The 20738-nt window shown below is 64.8% G+C and carries 23 protein-coding genes; 10 read left to right on the top strand and 13 right to left on the bottom strand.

Features of this window, described 5'->3' with window-relative positions:
* Positions 1-9: 9 nt before the first annotated feature.
* From hisH to J1N60_RS18865, 7 genes are all read right to left on the bottom strand, one after another.
* Positions 10-687 carry an imidazole glycerol phosphate synthase subunit HisH gene (gene hisH, locus J1N60_RS18895; RefSeq protein ID WP_312909496.1) on the bottom strand — a complete coding sequence of 226 codons (678 nt, stop codon included), beginning with the start codon at positions 685-687 and terminating at the stop codon, positions 10-12.
* A gap of 68 nt (positions 688-755) precedes the next feature.
* On the bottom strand, positions 756-1853 hold the full coding sequence (gene phnE, locus J1N60_RS18890; protein WP_312909494.1) for a phosphonate ABC transporter, permease protein PhnE: 1098 nt from the start codon (positions 1851-1853) through the stop codon (positions 756-758).
* Entirely contained in the window at positions 1850-2671 is an 822-nt protein-coding gene (gene phnC / locus J1N60_RS18885; protein WP_312909492.1) for a phosphonate ABC transporter ATP-binding protein, read from the bottom strand. The genes phnE and phnC overlap by 4 nt, the downstream gene beginning before the upstream one ends.
* A gap of 30 nt (positions 2672-2701) precedes the next feature.
* Entirely contained in the window at positions 2702-3721 is a 1020-nt protein-coding gene (locus J1N60_RS18880) for a substrate-binding domain-containing protein (protein WP_312909491.1), read from the bottom strand.
* Positions 3722-4008: 287 nt separating this feature from the next.
* On the bottom strand, positions 4009-4602 hold the full coding sequence (locus tag J1N60_RS18875) for a uracil-DNA glycosylase (RefSeq protein WP_312912621.1): 594 nt from the start codon (positions 4600-4602) through the stop codon (positions 4009-4011).
* Positions 4603-4745: 143 nt separating this feature from the next.
* Positions 4746-5876, bottom strand: coding sequence for a methylmalonyl Co-A mutase-associated GTPase MeaB (gene meaB, locus J1N60_RS18870; RefSeq protein ID WP_312909490.1), 1131 nt, complete (start codon positions 5874-5876; stop codon positions 4746-4748).
* Positions 5873-6286, bottom strand: a complete 414-nt coding sequence (locus tag J1N60_RS18865; RefSeq protein ID WP_312909489.1) for a cobalamin B12-binding domain-containing protein — start codon at positions 6284-6286, stop codon at positions 5873-5875. The genes meaB and J1N60_RS18865 overlap by 4 nt, the downstream gene beginning before the upstream one ends.
* Before the next feature lie 117 nt (positions 6287-6403).
* On the opposite strand from J1N60_RS18865, the gene J1N60_RS18860 reads away from it, so the two are divergent.
* A complete protein-coding gene (locus tag J1N60_RS18860) occupies positions 6404-6823 on the top strand; it encodes an acyl-CoA thioesterase (protein ID WP_312909488.1) in 420 nt (139 codons plus the stop codon).
* 49 nt (positions 6824-6872) lie between these two features.
* On the opposite strand, the gene J1N60_RS18855 is transcribed toward J1N60_RS18860, so the two are convergent.
* The 4 genes from J1N60_RS18855 to J1N60_RS18840 form a co-directional block, all read right to left on the bottom strand.
* Positions 6873-7541 (bottom strand): class I SAM-dependent methyltransferase, encoded by a 669-nt coding sequence (locus J1N60_RS18855; RefSeq protein ID WP_312909487.1) that lies wholly within the window; start codon positions 7539-7541, stop codon positions 6873-6875.
* On the bottom strand, positions 7538-8437 hold the full coding sequence (locus J1N60_RS18850; protein WP_312909486.1) for a thiamine-phosphate synthase family protein: 900 nt from the start codon (positions 8435-8437) through the stop codon (positions 7538-7540). Before J1N60_RS18850 ends, J1N60_RS18855 begins: the two co-directional genes overlap by 4 nt.
* Before the next feature lie 138 nt (positions 8438-8575).
* Positions 8576-9181, bottom strand: a complete 606-nt coding sequence (dcd, locus tag J1N60_RS18845; RefSeq protein ID WP_253429747.1) for a dCTP deaminase — start codon at positions 9179-9181, stop codon at positions 8576-8578.
* A 139-nt stretch (positions 9182-9320) separates the two neighbouring features.
* The gene (locus J1N60_RS18840; RefSeq protein WP_312909485.1) at positions 9321-10031 is read right to left on the bottom strand and encodes a thioredoxin domain-containing protein; all 711 of its coding nucleotides are present in this window, start codon (positions 10029-10031) and stop codon (positions 9321-9323) included.
* A gap of 103 nt (positions 10032-10134) precedes the next feature.
* On the opposite strand from J1N60_RS18840, the gene pth2 reads away from it, so the two are divergent.
* The 3 genes from pth2 to J1N60_RS18825 all read left to right on the top strand — a co-directional run bounded on the left by pth2 (position 10135) and on the right by J1N60_RS18825 (position 12227).
* A complete protein-coding gene (pth2, locus tag J1N60_RS18835; protein ID WP_312909484.1) occupies positions 10135-10473 on the top strand; it encodes a peptidyl-tRNA hydrolase Pth2 in 339 nt (112 codons plus the stop codon).
* Positions 10474-10612: 139 nt separating this feature from the next.
* Positions 10613-11278: an alpha/beta hydrolase gene (locus tag J1N60_RS18830; protein WP_312909483.1), complete on the top strand. Its 666-nt coding sequence runs from the start codon at positions 10613-10615 to the stop codon at positions 11276-11278.
* A gap of 343 nt (positions 11279-11621) precedes the next feature.
* The gene (locus tag J1N60_RS18825) at positions 11622-12227 is read left to right on the top strand and encodes a hypothetical protein (protein ID WP_312909482.1); all 606 of its coding nucleotides are present in this window, start codon (positions 11622-11624) and stop codon (positions 12225-12227) included.
* A gap of 84 nt (positions 12228-12311) precedes the next feature.
* On the opposite strand, the gene J1N60_RS18820 is transcribed toward J1N60_RS18825, so the two are convergent.
* Positions 12312-13286 (bottom strand): Gfo/Idh/MocA family protein, encoded by a 975-nt coding sequence (locus J1N60_RS18820; RefSeq protein ID WP_312909481.1) that lies wholly within the window; start codon positions 13284-13286, stop codon positions 12312-12314.
* Positions 13287-13534: 248 nt separating this feature from the next.
* On the opposite strand from J1N60_RS18820, the gene J1N60_RS18815 reads away from it, so the two are divergent.
* Positions 13535-13963 (top strand): RDD family protein, encoded by a 429-nt coding sequence (locus tag J1N60_RS18815; protein WP_312909480.1) that lies wholly within the window; start codon positions 13535-13537, stop codon positions 13961-13963.
* 104 nt (positions 13964-14067) lie between these two features.
* A complete protein-coding gene (locus J1N60_RS18810) occupies positions 14068-15270 on the top strand; it encodes an AGE family epimerase/isomerase (RefSeq protein WP_312909479.1) in 1203 nt (400 codons plus the stop codon).
* Positions 15271-15278: 8 nt separating this feature from the next.
* Here J1N60_RS18810 and J1N60_RS18805 read toward each other — a convergent pair whose 3' ends face one another.
* On the bottom strand, positions 15279-15914 hold the full coding sequence (locus J1N60_RS18805) for a DUF4013 domain-containing protein (RefSeq protein WP_312909478.1): 636 nt from the start codon (positions 15912-15914) through the stop codon (positions 15279-15281).
* 163 nt (positions 15915-16077) lie between these two features.
* On the opposite strand from J1N60_RS18805, the gene J1N60_RS18800 reads away from it, so the two are divergent.
* The 4 genes from J1N60_RS18800 to J1N60_RS18785 are packed head-to-tail and all read left to right on the top strand — an operon-like array spanning position 16078 to position 20559.
* Positions 16078-17394: an ABC transporter substrate-binding protein gene (locus J1N60_RS18800; RefSeq protein ID WP_312909477.1), complete on the top strand. Its 1317-nt coding sequence runs from the start codon at positions 16078-16080 to the stop codon at positions 17392-17394.
* Between the two features lie 23 nt (positions 17395-17417).
* Positions 17418-18470 carry a carbohydrate ABC transporter permease gene (locus tag J1N60_RS18795; protein ID WP_312909476.1) on the top strand — a complete coding sequence of 351 codons (1053 nt, stop codon included), beginning with the start codon at positions 17418-17420 and terminating at the stop codon, positions 18468-18470.
* A complete protein-coding gene (locus J1N60_RS18790) occupies positions 18470-19375 on the top strand; it encodes a carbohydrate ABC transporter permease (RefSeq protein WP_312909475.1) in 906 nt (301 codons plus the stop codon). The genes J1N60_RS18795 and J1N60_RS18790 overlap by 1 nt, the downstream gene beginning before the upstream one ends.
* Before the next feature lie 38 nt (positions 19376-19413).
* Positions 19414-20559 carry an ABC transporter ATP-binding protein gene (locus tag J1N60_RS18785; protein ID WP_312909474.1) on the top strand — a complete coding sequence of 382 codons (1146 nt, stop codon included), beginning with the start codon at positions 19414-19416 and terminating at the stop codon, positions 20557-20559.
* Positions 20560-20738 lie beyond the last annotated feature (179 nt).

Raw genomic sequence — 20738 nt, 5'->3', positions numbered from 1 at the left:
TAGAGGCTCTCACTCGAGATCCGCACAGATCCCGACGAAGTTCCGCAGGATCTGGAGCCCCGTCTCGCCGCTCTTCTCCGGGTGGAACTGGGTCCCGAAGACGTTGCCCGCCTCGTTCGCGACGATCGAGGGGAACCGTCGCTCGTAGTCGGTGGTCGCGACCGCCGCCGACTCGTCGTCGGGGACGGCGTAGTAGGAGTGAACGAAGTAGGCGTATCGCCCGTCGACGCCCTCGACGAGCGGGTGTTCTCGTTCGACGGCGAGTTCGTTCCAGCCCATGTGGGGGATCTTTTGCCCTTCGGCGAAGCGGACGTTGGTTCCCGGGATCAGGTATAGTCCACTGACGGCGGACTCGCCGTCGGTTTCGCCCTCCTCGCTCGAGGTCAGGAGCATCTGCATGCCGAGACAGATCCCGAAGAGCGGCTGTCCGCGCTCGGCCACCGCCAGCAGGTCCTCCCGGAGCGGGTCGGCGTTCTCGACGCCCTCGCGGAACGCGCCGACGCCCGGGAGGACGACCCCGTCGGCGTCTTCGAAGTCGGCCGGGTCGTCGGTGATTTCGACGGCGGCGCCCGCCCGCTCGAGGCCGCGCGTGACGCTCCGGAGGTTGCCCAGGCCGTAGTCGACGATGGCGACGTCGGCGAGGGTCTCCTCGCTCTCGGTCGGGGACGATAGCGTGCTCTTGGTCATACGTACGGGTCGGCGACGAGCGAGCAAGTGCGTTGCCCTTCGAGAAAGAATTCCCCTCCTGAGTCGACTTACTTCGCGAGCGACCGGGCCATCCGCTTCGGGAAGCCCTTCAGCAGTTCCCACAACCCCATCGGCTCGGTGTCGTCGGCGCGGAGACGGGCGCGAATCCGCTGACTGAACATCTCGACGGAGATGATCATCACGAGGATGACGAGGATGGTCGCCATCGCGTTCGTGTAGGCGAACAGCCCCATTTGGACCTCGAGAACCTGGCCAAGTCCTCCACCGCCGACGATGCCGAGCGAGACGGCGATGCGGACGTTGATCTCGAAGATATAGAGCGTCCACGCGATGAACGGCGTGTGGACCTGACTCAGCATCCCGAAGGTGATCGTCTGTCGCCGGCTCGCGCCGGTCGTCTTCATCGCCTCGATGGGTCCGTCCTCGATTTCCTCGAGTTCGTCGACGAACAGTCGTCCGAGATTACCGATAGTGTCGACGGCGATAGCGATGGTCGCGGTGACCGGACCGATCCCAGCCAGTGGGATGAAGATCAGGATCCAGACGAGCGCGGGAATCGCCCGGATAGTGCTCATCGTCCCGCGGAAGATGAAGTTGAACGGGAACGGCGTGACGCGTTCGCTCCCGAGAATGCCGAACAGCAGAGCGAAGGGGAATCCCATGACGGTCCCGGCGACGGCCATCGAAAGCGTCGTGCCGGCTTCTCCGAAGAAGGGAAGCGGACCGCCCTCGGAGACGAAAATCGCGAGCAGGAGGCTCGGGATCGAGAGCAGGAAGCCGAGCGGGTCACCGAGCGGGCTCGGGTACTGGCCCAGTAACTCCTTGTCGTACAGGAGGTTCCGCTCGTGGATGTAGGACGTGTACTCGAGGAACCCGCTCGGGTCGAAAAACGGCGGTTCGGTCAGCAAGAACGGGAAGAAGTCCGTCGCCCGACGGGCGAAGGTGCCGTACTGCTTGTTAGTGGTGAACCACTCGACCGAGGTGAGTGCACTCAGGAACAGGTATCCGAGGACGCCGACGAGGATCCCGTAGCCGATCCACCGGACGCGGCGCCGTCGCTTGATGGCCTCGAAGCGTTCGACGACGCGGGAATCCGTTCCCGTTTCCGTCCCCTTCTTCGTTCCCGTACCGGTATCTGTACTCATACGTACTCACCCGAGGTCGGCGACGTCGCCCCATCGGTCTCGCCGCTCTGGTCGTCGCCCCGAGCGCTCGCCGACTCGGAGGCCTCGAACATCCCTTCGGTGTCGATGCCGCCGTAGATTTCGTCGATGACGTCCATCGTGAAGTCCTCGCGGTAACCGTCGAAGACCAGCTGGCCGCTTCGCAGGCCAATGAAGCGCTCACCGAACTTCCGGGCGAGGTTGACCTGGTGAAGACTAATCAGCGCCGTCAGTCCGCGCTCTTTGGCGGCCCGGCGAAGGTACCCCATGACCTGTTGTGAACTCCCAGGGTCGAGACTTGCGACGGGTTCGTCGGCGAGCATCGTCTTCGGATTCTGCACGAGCGCACGAGCGATGCCGACGCGCTGTTGCTGTCCGCCGCTCATCTGGCGGGCTCGTTTCTGGGAGTGGTCCAGCAGGCCGACTGTGTCGAGCGCTTCGAGCGTTTGGATCTTTTCCTCCCTGTCGTGAAGCTGCAACAGGCTCTCGAGGTAGTTCGACCGGTTCAGCGCCCCGGTGAGGGCGTTCGAGTACGCGGTCATCTGGCCGATGATATTGTGTTGCTGAAAGATCATGGCCACGTCCTGCCGCGGTTCGGTCACCTCTTCCCCGTCGATGGAGACGGACCCTTCGGTCGGCGTCGTCAGTCCGTTCATACAGCGTAGAAGCGTCGATTTACCCGAGCCGGAGACGCCGAGTACGATGACGAACTCACCGTCGGCGATTTCGAACGAGACGTCGTCTAATGCGACCGTCTCGCCGAACACTTTGGTCAGCCCGTCGACTGTTATCTCACTCATGCACGATTCTAAAGAGTGTTTCAAACGGGACTATTCAAGGTCTTCGAACTCGAGGCCGAGTTCGTCGAGGACGGTCTGGATCGGTTCGTAGTCGTCGATCGACCCCTCCTGGACGCCGGTGAACCAGAGTGGCTCGCCGTCGTAATCCTCGTCGTGCTGGAGGTCCTCCTCGGTAACGTTGAGGATGGCCTCCTCGACGTCGGAGCGGACGTCGGATTTCCACTCGGAGCGAACCATCAGGGGCGCACGCGGGAGGGGATCGGAGACCGCCAGCAGCTTGAGTTCGGCGTTGGGGTCGGCATCCTCGTTGCCGATGTCTTCGCCAGCCCCGTCGTACTCGGCGGAAATTTCGGCGAATTCGGGGTACTCGTCGAACTGCTCCTGGGGGACCAGCGGTGCGGACACGAATGCTCCGCTGAAGGCGGCCTTGACCTCGTCCCGGTTGATCAGCTGGTTGCGGGCCGTCGCGTGGTCGTCGTACCCGATTTCGAAGTCGACAGGGTCGCCGTCGGGCGCAGTTCCGGTGTCGAGACCCGCTTCCTTGACCATCGTGAGAGGAACAAGAGTCCCGCTCACGGAGAGGGGGGAGGCCGCGTTGACGACCTCTCCCTCGAGGTCCGCCAGTTCTTCGATGCCGCTGTCAGGCGTCGTCGTGATCGTCGAGAAATACTGGGCCGCGCCGTAGGCGACGCGGATTCCGATGACGTCGGCCACGTCTTTTCCGGCGACGGCTGCGGAGGGCGACGTGTCGGCGACGTCGGCCTGATCGTCGCGAATCGCCGTCAGCGTCTCCGAGTACGACTGGGTCGTGACGGGTTCGATGGTCGCGTCCGTCTCCGACTCGAGGTAATCGAACATCGGCTGGTACTGATCTTCGATAGAGACGTCAGCCTCGGCCGGGTTGAGCACGAACCGGACGGTGTTCTCGTCGTCGTCACTCCCACCACCAGTCAAGTCTCCCAGACAACCCGCCAGCCCCGCCGTCGCCGTCACACCTGCACCTTTGAGGAACGTTCGCCGCTTGTTTGTCCACCGTGTCTTATCGGACATGGATGACACTATGAACGCCACCATTTAGGCGTTTCTATGTCATCTACATACCCATCCATCGGTATCCCGATTGGGACGCGTTTTGTACACAAACCCGGCGGGTTTATCCACTATTTCCCTCCAATAGAGATATTATTAAACAAACGATTATCGAAAAATCTTTCGGTTTTCTGTATTGTTCGTCCGCACGAGATACGACATTTTCACGTATTCGTAACTTACCGATCGAACCTCGAGTGAGAGTGAGAGGATAGTGAGTGACCGTCAGCGTCCACCGTTCGATACGGCTAGTCGAACCCGTCGAGTCGCGCCTGCCCGCTCCCCTCGCTTCCCTCGAGTCCCGCCAACTCGGCCGCCGTCTCGAGCGTCTCTGCGAACGTATCGGTCTGGCTCCGGTCGTACAGCGTCGCGGCCGGGTGGAGACAGATCAGGACGCGTCTCGCGGTGCCGCCGATGCGGGCGTCCTCGACAGTTCCAGCCTCCTCGGTCACCGCGACCGACCGCTCGAGCAGGTGTTCGCTCGGCACCTTGCCGAGCGTGACGATCACCTCCGGATCGAGTCGGGCGATTTCGGTCTCGAGGTAGCCTCGACAGTGCTCGAGTTCCACCTTCGTCGGGTCCCGGTTCTCCGGTGGCCGACAGCGCACGCAGTTCGTGATGCGGACGTCTTCCCGGAGGAGGCCCACGTCCCGGAGGTGGTCGTCGAGAACCGACCCACTCCTGCCGACGAAAGGCTCGCCTTCGCGGTCTTCGGTCGCGCCGGGCCCCTCCCCGACGAACAGGAGGTCGGCGTCCTCGGGGCCGGTTCCGTTGACGATCTGGGAGCGCGAGTCGACCAATTCGGGACAGCGGGTGCAGGCCGTCACCTCGAGGCTGTCCATGTGTTCGGCGTCGGTGGCTTGCTCGGGGTCAGTCGACAGTTCACCGTTGGCGTCACCGTCGTCCGCGGTCATACGCTTCGCTCGGAGAGCCACCTACTAGAACCCTTCCACGCGCGTTCAAAAATCGGAGGGGAGCAGACGACCTACCGCGAAACCGACTCGAGACGTTCGCCCTCCAGTTCCTCGAGGCACCGCTCGAGTGGGGCGAGCGCCTCGTCGGCGATCGTGTACGGGTCGGTCTCGCCCGTCCGGACCGCCTCCGCGAGCGCGTCGACGCCGCCGGCGCGCTCGAGTTCGCCCTGGAGCAGGTCGTGGACGTCCTCCCGGAGCAGGGTTCGGATCTCCTCGCCGTACCGTCGTCGGGTGCGCTCGGCGAGGGTTCCGGAGCGCTCGAGGTAGCGGCGGTGGTGTGCCAGGTCCTCGATCAGGTCGTCGACGCCGGTTCCGTCGGTGGCGACGGTTTCGACGACGGGTGGGACCCACGTGTCGGGTTCGTCTGGTTGGGCTGCTTCGTGTGATTCATCTGGTTCCCCCTCACCACTGTCCTCGCTCGAGTGTGGACTCGAGCCACCCTCCCCCATCGCGTCCGCGCCGTGGTGGCCGCCTCCCGAACTCGAGAAGCCGCCGCCGTCGCCCAGTTCGATCATCTCGAGGAGTTCCTGGACCGTCCGGTCGGCGCCGGGCCGATCGGCCTTGTTCACGACGAAGACGTCGGCGATCTCGAGGATGCCGGCCTTGAGCGTCTGGATGGAGTCACCGGAACCGGGCGGAACGAGCACGGCGACCGTGTCCGCGGTTCGAACGATGTCGATCTCGTTTTGCCCGGCGCCAACGGTCTCGATGATGATCCGATCCTTGCCGAAGGCGTCCATCGCCTTGACGGCGTCGGCGGTCGCCGTCGAGAGCCCGCCGAGGGTTCCTCGGGCGCTCATCGAGCGCACGAAGACGTCCATGTCCCCGACGGTCGAGGCCATGCGGATGCGATCGCCCAGCACGGCCCCGCCGGTGAAGGGCGAGGAGGGGTCGATGGCGATCACGCCGACGGTCTCGCCTCGCTCGCGGTAGGTCTCGGCCAGTTTGTCGACCAGTGTGGACTTGCCTGCGCCCGGACTCCCCGTGATGCCGACGATTTCGGCGTTGCCGGTGTGGGCGTACAGGTCGGAGACCAGTTCGCGGTAGCCCGGCGCCCGGTTTTCGATCTTCGAGATGACGCGTGCGAGTGCCCGGTGTTTTCCATCGAGGAGGTCCTCGAGCAGGTCGTCGTCGCCGCTCATCGCTCGGGGGCGTTCTCGCGGACGAACTCGACGGTCTCCTCGATCGACGTGCCGGGTCCGAAGACGGCGGCGACGCCCTCGTCTCGCAGGGCTGCCTTGTCCTCCTCGGGGATCACGCCCCCGACCAGCACGAGGGTGTCCTCGGCGGCGTCGTACTCCTCGAGGCCGTCCATAATCTTCGGGACCAGCGTCTTGTGGGCTCCCGAGAGGATCGAGATGCCGAGGACGTCGACGTCCTCCTGGACGGCCGCCTGGACGATTTCGGCGGGCGCCTTGTGCAGTCCGGAGTAGATGACCTCGAAGCCGGCGTCGCGGAACGCTCGAGCGATGACGTGGGCCCCGCGGTCGTGGCCGTCGAGGCCGACCTTCGCCACGAGACACCGGATCGATCGCGTTTCCTGTTCGCTCATGCCCGTTCCTTTTCCGCCAGTCGGTTTGACTCTAACGGAAGTTCGTGGGGGATCGAGCGTGTGGGGGCTCGAGCGCCAATCGACGCGCACAAATCGCCGGCGCACCAGTCACCGCCAATGACCGATCTCGCGACCGACCTCCCGTTCACCGTCGACGTCCCGATCCGCTATCGCGACCTCGACACCTTCAGCCACGTCAACAACGCCGTCTACGTCACCTACCTCGAGTCGGCCCGAACCGCGTATCTCGAGGCGGTAACCGACCTATCCATCGAGGACTACGGGTTCGTCGTCGCGAACCTCGAGATCGACTACGAGCGATCGATCACGATGGGCCAGGACGTCGTCGTCGCGACGGGGACGACGAAGCTGGGCACCTCGAGCTGGACGATGAGCTACGAGATCTACGCCGACGAAACTCGTGCGGCGACCGGAGAGACGACGCTCGTGTGCGTTGACCCCGAAACCCGATCGTCGGCGCCGATGCCGGACTCGATGCGCCAGCGGATCGTCGAGTACGAGGGGCTCGAGGGTTGACGGGTCGCTCGAGGGACGCCCGACTCGACGATACCCGACCAGAGTCAGATCAGTCGATTCGCCCGCCAGTCAGCCGAACCACGCCACCAGCGTGGGTCTCGTGGGCGACCGCGCTCGCCCGCGCTCGGAGCCGATCGTGGGCGTCTCGCACCTTTCGATCGAGCTGTCCCGAGAGGTCGCGGTCGTAGCGAAGCCGCGTCGTCGGCGGCGTCGACAGGGTGACGACGACCCCGAAGAGTGCGTTGACGGGCGGGGCGTACCAGCGCTCGCTCCGACCGGCGTTGACGAGGACGAGGTGGCCCCCGAGCGCGAGCGTGTCACACCACTGGTCGACCGCTCGAGCCGGCTCGTCGAGCATGCCGACGACGAAGGTGGCGAGGATCGCGTCGACCCCGTCCTCGTCGGGAATCGGCGGCTGGGTCGCGTCCGCCCGGACGACGTGGACGTTGTCGTACGTGGCCGTCGCCGCACGCGCTCGCTCGAGCACGCCCCGGGTGAAGTCGAGCCCGACGACGGTGCCCTCGGGGCCGACCTGCTCGCGCAGGTACGGCAGGTTGGCACCCGTTCCACAGCCCATCTCGACCACGGTGTCGCCCGACTCGAGTCGGCAGGCGAGTGCGGCCTGGCGCCTGAGGGTGACGATACCGGGCGTTCGCGTGGCCAGCAGGTCGTACAGACGGGCCCAGCGGCCGTAGAACGCCTGTGCGTCTTCGGTCATACCAGCTCGCGAATCGTCCTCGCGACCGCCTCCGCGTCCGGACCCAGTACGTACGTGAGGGGCTCGATGCCCTCGCCGCCGGTCTGGTAGAGGACGGTCGCCTCCGGCGTCTCCTCGATGGCCGCCCCGACGCTCGAGGCGACGTCGCCCGATTCGTCGAACTCCGCGAGGTCGTGGCCGCGTTCGGCCAGTGTGTCCAATAGCGCGGGATCGTACCGGACGTTCACGGCGGCCGCCGCGTCGCTGCCGTGGCGTCGCGCGGCGAGGAGTACCGTGGCCACGTGCTCGGAGACGCCGAACTCGGGCTCTCCGGGGACCGTCGCTCGCCCCTTGACGTCGAAGATTCGCCCGGGGACGCCCGCCACGTCGTCGACGTCTTCGGCGTCGGGGACGCAGGCGACGAGGTTCGACCCCACCGCCGGGATCAGGCCGGCGAACCCGCTCGCGTTCTCGAGGATGCGGAGCCCGCGCCGGAGCGAGGACCGAACCCGCTCGCTCGAGCGGACGGCGCTCTCGGGGTCGTGAACGCGAAAGCTCGCGTCGTGTTCGGCCAGTTGCGGGACGGACGCCTCGTGGAGCGTCGCCAGCAGGTCGCCGGGGCTCTCGAGGTCTCGAACGAGGACTTCGATCTCGACGAGCGCCTGGACCGGCGACATATCGCCGCTCGAGAGCCCCTCGCCGAGGCGCGTCACGAGTTCCTGGACGCGGTCGTCCTCGGCGATGCGGTCGTTCGTGGCGACGTCGCCGTGGGCGTACTTCGAGACGGCGCTCTGGCTGATGCCGAGGACCTCGGCGACCTCGCTCTGGGTCAATCCCCGCTCGCGGAGTTCCCCCGCGAGCTGTGAGCGGATCGTCGGCAGGAACTCCTCGACGACGATCTCTTCGACGAATTTCATCTGCCCGGGCCTAGGTGCCGGGGTGCAATAACTGTGGGGATCGTCCTGGCCGTACTTCTCGTAGCTCGCGGCTCCCGTCGCTCGAGGCGCGCGGCTCGGTCTACGGGAAGAAGCTTCGAGGCTTGACCCCGAGGCGGTTCACTCCTCGCGGCGGTCGAGCTGATCGCCGCCGAACTCGTCGTCGCGCTGGATTCGGGAGGCCTGCGGGCCGTCCTGGTCCTGGTACTTCGAGCCGCGTTCGCTCCCGTAGGGGCGATCCGCCGGCGTCTTCAGCTCCGTGAAGGTGAGCTGTGAGATCCGCATTCCAGGCGAGAGGGCGACCGGCGCACTGCCGAGATTCGACAGCTCGAGGGTGATCTGGCCACGATACCCCGGGTCGCACAGGCCGGCAGTCGCGTGGACGACCACGGCGAGGCGCCCCAGCGAGGAACGGCCCTCGACGTGAGCGATCAGGTCCGCCGGAATCTCGACGCGCTCGTGGGTCGTCCCCAGCACGAAGTCGCCGGGGTGGAGGATGAAGTCCTCGCCGTCCTCGACGACGGTCTCGGTGACGTAGTCGTCGACCTCGCGCTCCTCGTTCGGGTGGATGCAGGGGATGTTCGTCCGCTGGAACTCGAGGAATCGGCTCCCCAGCCGGAGGTCGACGCTCGCCGGCTGGATCTGCAGGTCGTAGTCGTCGATCGGTTCGACAACGAGGTCGCCCGCCTCGAGTCGGTCGAGGATGTCCGCGTCCGAGAGGATCATGTACGGGGACTCGCGTGCGGCGTGGTAAATGGTTCGGATCTGCGGGCGCTCTGGTTTGGCCCTTAGGCGTTTTGTGGCGGGGCTGATGGTGGCGCGGGTGCGATGTAGCCAGAGCCGTGTCTATCCTGCAGCCGACGCGTCAGTCGTCTGCGAGTGCCTCGTCGATCGCCCCGACGATCGCCGCCGTGTCGGCCTCCACTCGCTCGCCATCGACGACGATCCAGGGGGTGGCGTCGATGCCGAGCTCCATCCCGTGGGCACGCTCGGCCTCGAGGCCGTCCCGGTAGGTCACGTCCTCGGCGTCGGCCCGAACCTGCTCGGCGTCGAAGCCCAGGTCGCTCGCAACCTGTTCGATGAGGTCGTAGGAGTACCCGTCACTCCAGTGGGTGAAGATTTCGCCGGTGAACTCGAAGAACGCCTCGTCGCCCTCCTGATCCTGGACCGAGCGGGCCGCGCTCGCGACGGCGTAGGACCACTCCTCCTGGACGGGGATGGGAAAGTCCCGGTGTTCGTAGCGAATCTGCTCTGCGTCGACGTACGCTTCCTTGATGTCCGGAAAGATCTCCGTGTGGTAGATAGCGCAGTGGCCGCAGCCGAAGTCCTCGAAGACGGTGACCGTAACGTCTGCGTCCGGGTCGCCGATGACGGGTATCTCGAGCAGGTCGTCCTCGTCGACGTCGGATCCGTTTCCGTTGCCGTTCCCATTCCCGTCGCCGTTTTCGCTGTCGCTTTCGTCGCCGTCGCCGTTTCCATTCCCGTCGCCCTCCGCATCACCGCCACCGAGACAGCCAGCACCGGCGACCGCCGATCCGGCGGCGAGCGCGGCGAAGCGTCGTCGCGTCACGTTCATGGTCCACCGTATCGAGTCCGTGCGCAAATAGGTATCGCAGTCGGCCATCTGTAGCTCGAGCGTAACCGCGGACATTTTACCGGTCGTCCACCTCGTCGACTGCATGAAACAGGCAATCGTCGCCCGAACGGACATCGGCATGGGAACGGGAAAACTCGCCGCGCAGGTGGCCCACGCCTCGCTGTCGGCCTACGAGAAGGCCGACGATCGGTCACGCCGGCGCTGGAAGAACGGCGGCCAGAAGAAGATCGTGCTGAAGGGCTCGAGCGAGCGCGAACTCCACGAACTCGCGGCCATCGCCGACCAGGAGGGACTGCCGAACGCGATCGTCCGCGACGCGGGTCACACCCAGCTCGAGCCGGGGACGGTGACGACGCTGGCGGTCGGCCCCGGCGCCGAGGAGCTGGTCGACCGGGTGACGGGCGAGTTGTCGCTGTTCTGATCGACGGGGTCCGCCTCGTGACGCGTTGGCTCCGTCTCGCGATGCGACGCCGACGCCACTCGTCCGGAGGTGTTCTCGAGCGCGCCCGCAGATCGCCGCCTCGAGAACGCCTTTCACGCTCGAGGCCCTTCGTGTCCCCATGAGTGGAACGCCGACCCCGAACGCCGGCGACGACCCGCACGGCGACCAACCCGTCGAGCACGCCGGCGCCGACCTCGAGGACGCCAGTGCCGCGATGATCCTCGTCCACGGTCGCGGCGCCCGCGCTTCGGGCATGCTCGAACTGGCTGCCCAGTTCGACCGCGACGACGTGGCCTACCTCGCGCCCCAGGCCGCCCGCGGGACCTGGTACCCCCAGTCGTTTCTCGCCCCGATCGAGTCAAACGAGCCGTACCTGACCTCGGCGCTCGGCCTGCTCGAGTCGACGCTCGAGACCGCGAACGAGTCGGTCCCGGCCGAACGGACGATCCTGGCCGGCTTCTCCCAGGGTGGCTGTCTCGCCAGCGAGTTCGCCGCCCGGAACGCCCGCGAGTACGGCGGCGTCGTCGCATTCTCCGGCGGGCTGATCGGGCCCGAGGGAACCCCGCGGGAGTACGACGGCTCACTCGAGGGAACGCCAGCGTTCTTCGGGTGTAGCGACCAGGATCCCCACATCCCGCTCGAGCGGGTGCACGAGTCCGTTTCGGTCTACGAGGACCTGGGTGCCGACGTCACGGAGCGAATTTACGAGGGGATGGGCCACACGATCATCGACGACGAGATTGAATTCGTTCGCGAAATTGTCGACGACGCGGCCGACCAGTAGCCCGAGAAGACGCTACTGTGGCGTTCGACGCAGTGGCCGTGTGGCGATGACGAGCGTCCGTCTAAACTATATATTTTGTAGTGTGGATGGATTGCTGACTCGAGCGGATCGTTCTCCTTCTGCCAGCGTTGCTCGAGACGGCGGTTTTTGTCTATTGACTGAAATCGTCGCCTGCCACGGCTTCGCTCGTTCACTGCCTATCGCTTCGAAATCCACATGCAGTCAGTAAATACCGATATTAAACGAATAAATTCGTAATTTATGACTATTATACAGGATTTATTATGAATGTGGCGGCAGTCTTAGATAGATCTGAAGCCAATTACGCGTGTGATCGTAACCCATGGCTAACGTCAGCGAACGAAATCTGGCATCCCGTACCATCGAGGGAGTGGAAGCGCTGGTTAGTACGGAATCCGGTGAGGTCTTTATCGACGTGCCTGCCGCGAATCCGCGCTACATCCGCGTCGAGGAGGGCGACGTGATTCAGGAAGGAGACGCTCGCTCACGAACGGAAGAAGAACTCGCATCCGACTCCCTTAGAAAATGGACGGTAGATACGATCGGACCGGAGACGGTCATCGGGACGGATCGAGAGACAGACGAGCGACGCGAATGGGATCGGGAGTCGCTCGAGCAGAAACTCGCGATCGGCAGTCTCTCCACGAATCTCACCGATTTCGAGCGAGTAAACGTCGGGGGATCCCATACGGCGGATCGGGACGACGGACGGTCGGACGAGCAACTCGTAACCGTGACCGCGTACGGGAACGACAGTCGAAAATTCACCCAGTCGTTCCGCCACGTCGACGTCGATGAGGGCAGCGACGAACGCCGCCTCGAGCTGGCCAAATCGGACAAACGGATCGACGGGTTCGAAGACGACCTGCGAAAGCAGTTCAACGAAGCGGTCGAGTTCGCACTGCGGAACGAAGGGTACGCGGTCTGACCGACGTTTCGCTTCGGCTCGGCGTTCCTTTCAGGGGTGTTTCGAGGCAGACCTGTCGTCGGTTTTCGTTTCTCGGCCCCTGACTCACTCCACGGACACCGGCTCTCCACGCTCGGTACTCTCGTACAGCGCGTCGATCACGCGCATGTTCGCGACCGCTTCGTCGCCGTCGGTTCGCGGCTGATTCCCGGCCTCGACACAGCGGGCGAAGTGCTCGACCTCGAGCCGATACTGATCGACCGGTTCGAACGTCTCGACGCCGTGCTCGCCGTCGATTTCGTACTCGAGTTCGAGTGCGCCGTCGGGCACGTCGAAGGCGTCGTCGACCTCGAGCCAGCCGTTTGCCGCCTCGACGCGGTAGCGCTGGTGTTTCGGCGTGTCGAACCCGGAGGCAATTCGTGCCGTCGCCCCGTCGTCGTACTCGAGAACGCCAGCGAGAGCAGTGTCGACACCCGCCCCTCGCGAGTCGTGAGCGTGGGCGTAAACCCGCTCGGGTTCCCCGAGGAACTGCCGGACGGCGGAGACGGGGTAACAGCCGACATCCATCAGTGACCCGCCGGCGAGGTCCGGATTCAGCCGGACGTCGTCGGGATCGCCGCGCAGGGAGAAGGTGAACGACGCGGTGACCGAGCGCACGTCCTCGAGCGCCTCCCGTGCGAGTTCGATCGCCCGCTCGGTTCGCGGGTGGTAGCGGTACATGAACGCCTCCATCAGGACGACGCCCTGGTCGTCGCAGTGGGCGACGACCTCGCGCGCTTCGTTGGCGTCGGCGGCGAGCGGTTTCTCACACAGGACGTGGAGCCCCGCGTCGGCGGCCCGTTTCGTCCACTCGCCGTGGAGCGCGTTGGGCAGGGGGACGTAGACCGCGTCCAGGTTCGAATCGGCGAGCAGGTCGTCGTAGGTGCCGTACGACCGCGGGACCCCGTACTCCTCGGCGACCGATTCAGCCCGCCCGGCGTTGCGGGAGGCGATGGCGCCAACGTGGTGCTCGCTCGAGTCGATCGCCGGTAGCAGTGCCTTCTGGGCGATTCCGGCCGTCGACAGCACGCCGAGTTCCATACGCGAATCGCCGCCGGGAAGGCGCAAAAAGCCAGCGGATGCGGCGGAGAGAGGGAGTGGCACGGATACGATTCGGATATATAGTGATCGTATTCCACAAAATCCACCTCGAGACGACTATCGATTCGGTGAGGATAGCGTTTTCCGACACTGGTACGCTGAAAGCGCTTCGCCTCACCTTTCACTCTCCAGCTGACGGCTGTCAGGAAGTTCAACAAATATTTATAGAAACGTTCTGACATTCGATTATGGATCGAAAACGCCATAATTATGCTGGGGTTCTCGAGCGCGGCCTCGCGTTGCTTCTCGATGGTATCATCACATTCGTGCTCCTGCTTGCAGTCTTACTCCCACTGCTATTCGTCCTCCAGCCCGAATCCCCGGAATCGGCTGAAGCGCTGGGAGGGTTCGTCGGGGTCGTCGGAAGTGCCGTGTACTACGTGGGGACTGAAGCAAAGTGGGGTGCAACGGGCGGGAAGATGGTCATCGGTCTGCGAGTGGTCAATCGACACGGCGAGAAGTGTTCACCTGGAGAGGCTATCATACGGAATATCACAAAGCTCCTCGGATCGGGGACACTTCTGGCGGTCATCGTTGCCATTATCCTCATTCTCTCGTCAGAAGATAACCAGCGCCTCGGGGATATGATGGCAGACACGATGGTCGTTCGAGACTAACGGAGGCACGCACGAAACGCTCCGCCTCACCGTTCACTCCTTGTCTGAACATCGCCAGGACACGAGACCGAATCACTATGTCGCCGTGCCCGGTAGGCATCGCCATGAATATCTATCGCACTCGAGCCGGCCTGTTCCACCAGTTCCGGGACGTCTTGCAGTTCTACTACCCCGCAATGATCGACACCGCGGTGGGCGGCTACGCCGCCCAGGTCGACGAGCAGGACGGCTACGTCTACGACGCGCGGACGAGACACCTCGTCGCCGCGGCCCGCGGCATCCACAACTTTAGCCTGGGCGTCCTCGAGGACGGGCCCGACTGGTGTTGGTACGCCGCTGAACACGGCCTCCAGTTCCTCTCGAACGTCCACTGGGACGACGAGCACGGGGGATACGACTGGATGCTCGACGGTCGCGAGCCGGCCGACTGCACCCGCTACTGTTACGGACACGCGTTCGTCCTGCTCGCTGGGGCGCGGGCCCACCAGGCCGGTATCACCGGCGGTCGCGCGGAACTCGAGCGCGCGTTCGACGTGCTCGAGGAGCGGTTCTACGAGCCCGAGCACGGGTTGTACGCCGACCGAGCGACGCCCGACTGGGACTCGCTGTCGCCCTACCGCGGGCAGAACGCGAACATGCACGCCTGTGAGGCGCTGCTCGCGGCCTACGAGGCCACCGGCGAGGAGCGATACCTCGAGCGGGCGTACACGGTCGCCGATCGGTTCACCCGCGAGGTGACGAGCGCGACCGACGGTCTGCTCTGGGAGCACTACACCGAGACATGGGAACCGGATCTCGCGTACAACGAGGACCAGCCGGCCCACCAGTTCCGGCCGCCCGGCTACCAGCCGGGACACCACGCCGAGTGGGCGAAGTTGCTCGCGTTGCTCGCCGAACATCGGTCGGAGGGGTGGCTCCTCGAGCGCGCCAGAGAACTGTTCGACGCCGCGGTCGACCTCGGGTGGGACGACGAGCACGGCGGGCTCTACTACACGGTCGAGGACGACGGCACCCCCATCGTCGGGGACAAGTACGGCTGGGTGCACACGGAGGCCATCGGCGCGAGCGCGCTGTTGAGCCGGTTCGACGACGCGTACGCCGAGTGGTACGATCGCCTCTGGGCGTACTCGCGCGAGCACCTGATCAACCCGACGTACGGCAACTGGTACGCACGGCTCACGCGCGCTCACGAGCACGACGATCCGAACCACGGACCCGCGGTCGAACCGGGCTACCACCCGCTGACGAACTGCTGGGTCGCGATGCGGGCGCTCGAAGCCGATTCGCCGGCGTTCGGTACCAGTTAGGCCCTCGACTACCGCCGACCCGCGGCGTACCCGCGGCCGATCCGCCGGCTCGAGACGAGCACCGCGTAGGCGCCGATCAGGGTGCCGGCGACGAGGGCGACCCCGCCGCGGGAGACCAGCGCGCTCGAGAGCGCGAGTCCGACGAGCAAGAGCGTGATCCCCGAGGCCCAGCCGACGAAGTACGCGCCGTGACCGGCGACCGAGACGATATCCGCGAACCCGGCGCGGATCGATCCGGCCCGTCCGTAGTTCGCGAGGGCGATCGGCAGGAGGTAGGCGGCGATACCGAGAACGAGGAGGACCGTCGTCGAACCCACGAGGACGGCGAACGTGCCGCCACCACTTGGCACTTCGCCTGACTCAGTGAGCAATCGAACCGTCGAAAGCGCGATGACGAGGGGAACCGTCCCGTAGGCGATCGCGATTCCGGCGGCGCCTAGCGCCTGGCGAAGAACAGTGCGTTCGAGAAACGGCGGCGGGTCGCGTTCGGAGCCGAGGACGAGCACCGAAACGACGTACCCGAGGAGCGCCACGAGCGGGAGAACGGGGACGACCAGCACGTGGACGAGGACGCAGAGCCAGGCGGCGATCAGGGACGTCTCGGCGTGGTCGCCCCGGAGCGGATACGCGAGGGCGTCGTCCATGCCCGTGAGTCGAGTTCGCCGAGGTTTACCTCTTGCGAGACCGGGGTTGCCACGTGACGGTTCGGGCCACGTACCCGACTCGAGCCACCTGTCTCGAAATAAACTCGTTATCGAGTGAAATATGCACACATTTATTATAATGACGAACCCATTTTCAGTCGATATGGGAAACCAGAACGGAGTTACTCGTCGACGGTATCTGGTGACGACTGGGGCGATCGGTACCGCTGCCCTCGCGGGTTGTGCGGACGACGAGGAGGGGAATGGAAACGGGAACGCCACCGGAAACGGGGACGGGAACGGGAACGGAGGTGGCGACGGCGACCTCGAGATCGTCCACTGGTGGACCGCGGGCGGCGAAGAGGAAGCGTTCAACGCACTCGTGGATGGGTACGACGAGAACACGGACTACACGGCCAATCCGAATCCGGCACCCGGTGGCGCCGGTTCGTCTATCGACGCCGCGATCCAGACGCGCGTGATCGACGAGGAGCCGCCGGGAACGTTCCAGATCTGGCCGGGCGAGGCACTCCGGACCTACACGGACGCCGACGCGCTCGAGCCGGTCGGCGACTTCTACGAGGACGGCGCTCAGGACGCCTACCTCGACAGCGTCGTGGAGGCGGCCACCATCGACGGCGACGTCGTCTCGGTCCCGATCAACATCCACCGGCTGAACAACATCTTCTACAACGTCGAGGTGCTCGACGACGCCGGTGTCGACGTCGAGAGTATCGACGGCCCCGAGGGGCTGCTCGAGGCGTTCGAGACGGTCGACGGCGCGGGTTACGTCGGCATGGCCCAGCAGACCGCGGAGCCGTGGGGCACCCTCCAGCTGTGGGAGGTCGTCTTCACCGGCCAGCACGGCGTCGACACGTTCCAGCAGTTCCTCGACGGTAATGCGGCCGACCTCGAGAGCGAGATCAACGAGTCGCTCTCGCTGGTCGCCGACTACAGCGAGTACTTCAACGAGGACGCCTCCACGGTCTCCTGGGACGAGGCCAACAACGCCGTGATCACCGGCGACGCCGCGTTCCACCACAACGGCGACTGGGCGGCCGGCGAGTACCAGACCGCCGAGGACTTCGAGTACGGCGAGGGCTGGGACTACGCCGCCTTCCCCGGCACCGAAGGCGTCTACACGCTCGTGATGGACTCGTTCGTCATGCCGACGAACAATCCCACGCCGGACGCGACCGAAGCGTGGATCGAGTACTGTTCGACGGTCGACGCCCAGGAGCGGTTCAACCCGGCGAAGGGGTCGATTCCGCCGCGAACTGATGTCCCGACCGACGAGTTCCCGCCGTTCCTCCAGGACCAGATGTCGGCCTTCCAGGATTCCGACGAACAGATCACGTCGATCGCTCACGGGAGCGGGCTCCAGCCGGCCCAGGCGAGCGAGGTCCAAGAGGCGTTCGCGGTCTTCACGGACAACTGGGACCCGGACGAGACCACCCAGGAACTCATCAACATCTTCTGAGGGAACTCAGAACCCCACGTGTTATGGATTTTGACATACGACGAACACTGACCCGTCTTTCCCGCGGGCGTCGTCGAGCGGCGGGTTCCGACGAGAACCGAACCGACGACCGACCCGTCCGGACTGACGGCGGCGCCTCGAGCGCGAGCACGAGTGCGAGCGCAAGCACAAGCGGACACACCAGTCGCTGGACCCGACTCCGTCACAGCGAGGCCGTGCAGGCGATTCCGTTCTGGCTCCCGCCGGCATTGCTGATGGGGTTGTTCGTGTACGGAGCGATCGGCTGGAACCTGCTCATCTCGCTGACAGACTGGAGCAGTCTGCTGGGGCCCGATTACACGGACCTGTCGCTCGAGATGTACCGCCAGATGCCGGACGATCCGTCGTTCGTGGCAGCGTTCCGGAACACGATCGTCCTGCTGGTCGCGTTTACGGGCGTTTCACTCGCGATTGGACTCGTCCTGGCGATTCTCGTCGATCAGAACATCCGCTTCGAGAACACGTTCCGGACGATTTACCTGCTGCCGATGGCGCTGTCGTTCGTCGTCACGGCCATCTTCTGGGCGTGGATGTACAACCCGACCACGGGGACGATCAACGTCGTTCTCCGGGGGCTCGGGCTCGACTTCCTCACGAGAAACTGGATCGGTAACCCGGATACCAGGCTCGCGGCGATCATCTTCGCGCTGACCTGGCAGTTCAGCGGCTACGCGATGGTCGTCTACCTGGCTGGGCTCCGGGCGATCCCGGACGCTCACTACGAGGCGGCGAAAGTCGACGGGGCCAGTACGTTCCGCATGTACTTGCGCGTCATCGTCCCCCAGTTGAGCGCGGCGACGACGTCCGCGGCGGTCGTGTTGATGGTCTTCGCGCTGAAGGCGTTCGACTTCATCTTCGTCATGTTCGGGAACAATCCCGGTCGATCGGCGGACATCCTCGCAGTCATGATGTTCCGGGTAGCCTTCTCCCGGAGCCAGTGGGCGTACGGGGCCGCGGTCGCGACCGTACTCTTCTTGCTGGCGCTCGCCGTCGTTGGGCCGTACCTGTACCTGCAGTACAGACGAGGTGATCTCTGATGGCACACGCTGACGCCGATTCGGCCGACGGATCGCTCGCACGGACGCTCGAGGAACTCGATACCCAGCGGATCGCGCTCTACGTGGTCCTGGTCGGCTTGATCGCGTTCTACCTCTCGCCGCTGTGGGGCGGGGTGACGACCGCGTTTAAGACCGACGCCGGGTTCGTCCAGACGACGCCGCTGATCCCGCCGACGCCCGAGTGGTTCACTCTCGCGCCGTGGCAGGAGGCGTTCGGCCGATTGCAGGGCGGACTCCTCAACAGCGTCACGTTCGTCATTCCGGCGACGGTCCTGTCGGCGCTGTTCGGCAGCCTCGCGGCGTACGGCCTGACGAAGCTCTCCTGGCGCGGCCAGGTCGGCGTCCTCGTAATCTTCCTCGCAGGCGTCTTCCTGCCGTATCAGTCCGTGCTGGTGCCGCTCCGGCAGTTCTGGTCCATGGTCGGCCTCGCCGACTTGCTCTCGTTCGCGCCCTTCCTCGCCGAGCGAGCGGACCTGATCGAACTAACGATCACTCACACCGCTTACGGGATTCCAATCTGTACCATCCTGTTTCGATCCTACTACAAGGGGATGGACGACGAGATGATCGAGGCGGCGAAGATCGACGGAGCGAACGCCTTCGGCATCTACAGGCGGATCGTCTTCCCGCTGTCGCTGCCGATGTTCGCGGTGACGCTTATCTACCAGTTCACCCAGATCTGGAACGACCTGCTGTTCGCGCTCGTGCTCATCACCGCGCGTTCGAACTACGTCGTCACGCAATCGCTAAACGAACTACAGGGATCGCTGGCCCAGGAGTACAACATCCAGATGGCCGGCGCGTTCATCGCCGCATTGCCGACGATCCTCGTCTACGTGATCTTCGGCCGCCAGTTCGCGCAGGGAATCACGGGGGCATCGTAACCGACCACACCTGGCACACCAGCACACCCACACCAACAATGGCCAACCTCACACTCGACACCGTAACGAAACGCTTCGACGACGGCGACGACGTGATCGTCGCGGTCGACGACGTCTCGATCGACATCGACGACGGCGAGTTCCTCGTCCTCGTCGGCCCATCCGGCTGCGGGAAATCCACCACGCTCCGGATGATCGCCGGCCTCGAGACCGTCTCCGACGGCACGATTTCGATCGACGGCGAACGCATCAACCACGTTCCAGCCCAGCAGCGGGACATCGCGATGGTGTTCCAGAGCTACGCGCTGTACCCGCACATGACGGTCCGGGAGAACATGCGCTTCGGCCTCGAGGAGTCCACCGACCTCGACAAGGATACGATGAACGCCGCCGTCGAGGAGACCGCGGAACTGCTCGAGATTGCCGACCTGCTCGATCGCAAACCAGGTGAACTCTCCGGCGGGCAGCAACAGCGCGTCGCCCTGGGCCGAGCCATCGTCCGGGATCCCGCCGTCTTCCTGATGGACGAACCGCTGTCGAATCTCGACGCCAAACTTCGGTCGGGGATGCGCATGGAACTTCAGCGCCTGCAAAACGATCTGGACGTGACGACCGTCTACGTCACCCACGACCAGACCGAGGCGATGACGATGGGCGATCGGATCGCCATCCTGGATGACGGAAAGCTCCAGCAGGTCGCGACGCCCCTCGAGTGCTACCATCGCCCGAAGAACCGCTTCGTCGCGGGCTTCATTGGGGAGCCGGCGATGAACTTCTTCGACGCGACGCTCGAGGGCGATCGACTCCTGCTGGAGGGGACCTCTCTCGAGTACCCGCTCTCCTCGTCGGTCCGCGAGGACCTCGGCGATGCGACCGACCTCGTTCTCGGGATCCGTCCGGAGGACGTCGAATTGCTCGAGTCGGGCGGCAGTGTTCACGACTTCCCGGTCGAGGTCGACGTCGTCGAGCCGATGGGCAACGAGAACAACCTGCTGGCGACGTTCGCGGGGACCGACCTGTCGATCAACGCGATCACCGAGGGGATGCGCCTCGTGCGCGATGGCGAGCAGTACGCGGCGCGGCTCCCGGAGTCGGCGATCCACCTGTTCGATCGCTCGAGCGGGCAGGCGCTGCACAACCGTCAGATCGAGGACGAAGACGAGTTGCTCGAGCCACGGGTTTGACCCGCTCGCCGAATCGACACGGATTCTTTATCGTTGAACGTCACTGCCTCCTCGGTCGCGACTGGACGGGCGGAACGACTGATTCCGGTCGACTACCTGCGACCGGTGGGGTTTTGTTGAAACTCATTGGAAGTTTACCTGGGTCCTGTGCTGCATACAGGGAATGAGTGCAGCACGGT

Origin of the sequence: Natronosalvus caseinilyticus (genome assembly GCF_017357105.1) — an archaeon.
Lineage (GTDB): Archaea > Halobacteriota > Halobacteria > Halobacteriales > Natrialbaceae > Natronosalvus > Natronosalvus caseinilyticus.
Note: the sequence above shows the minus strand (reverse complement) of the source record. Positions and strands in the feature narration are given on the sequence as shown.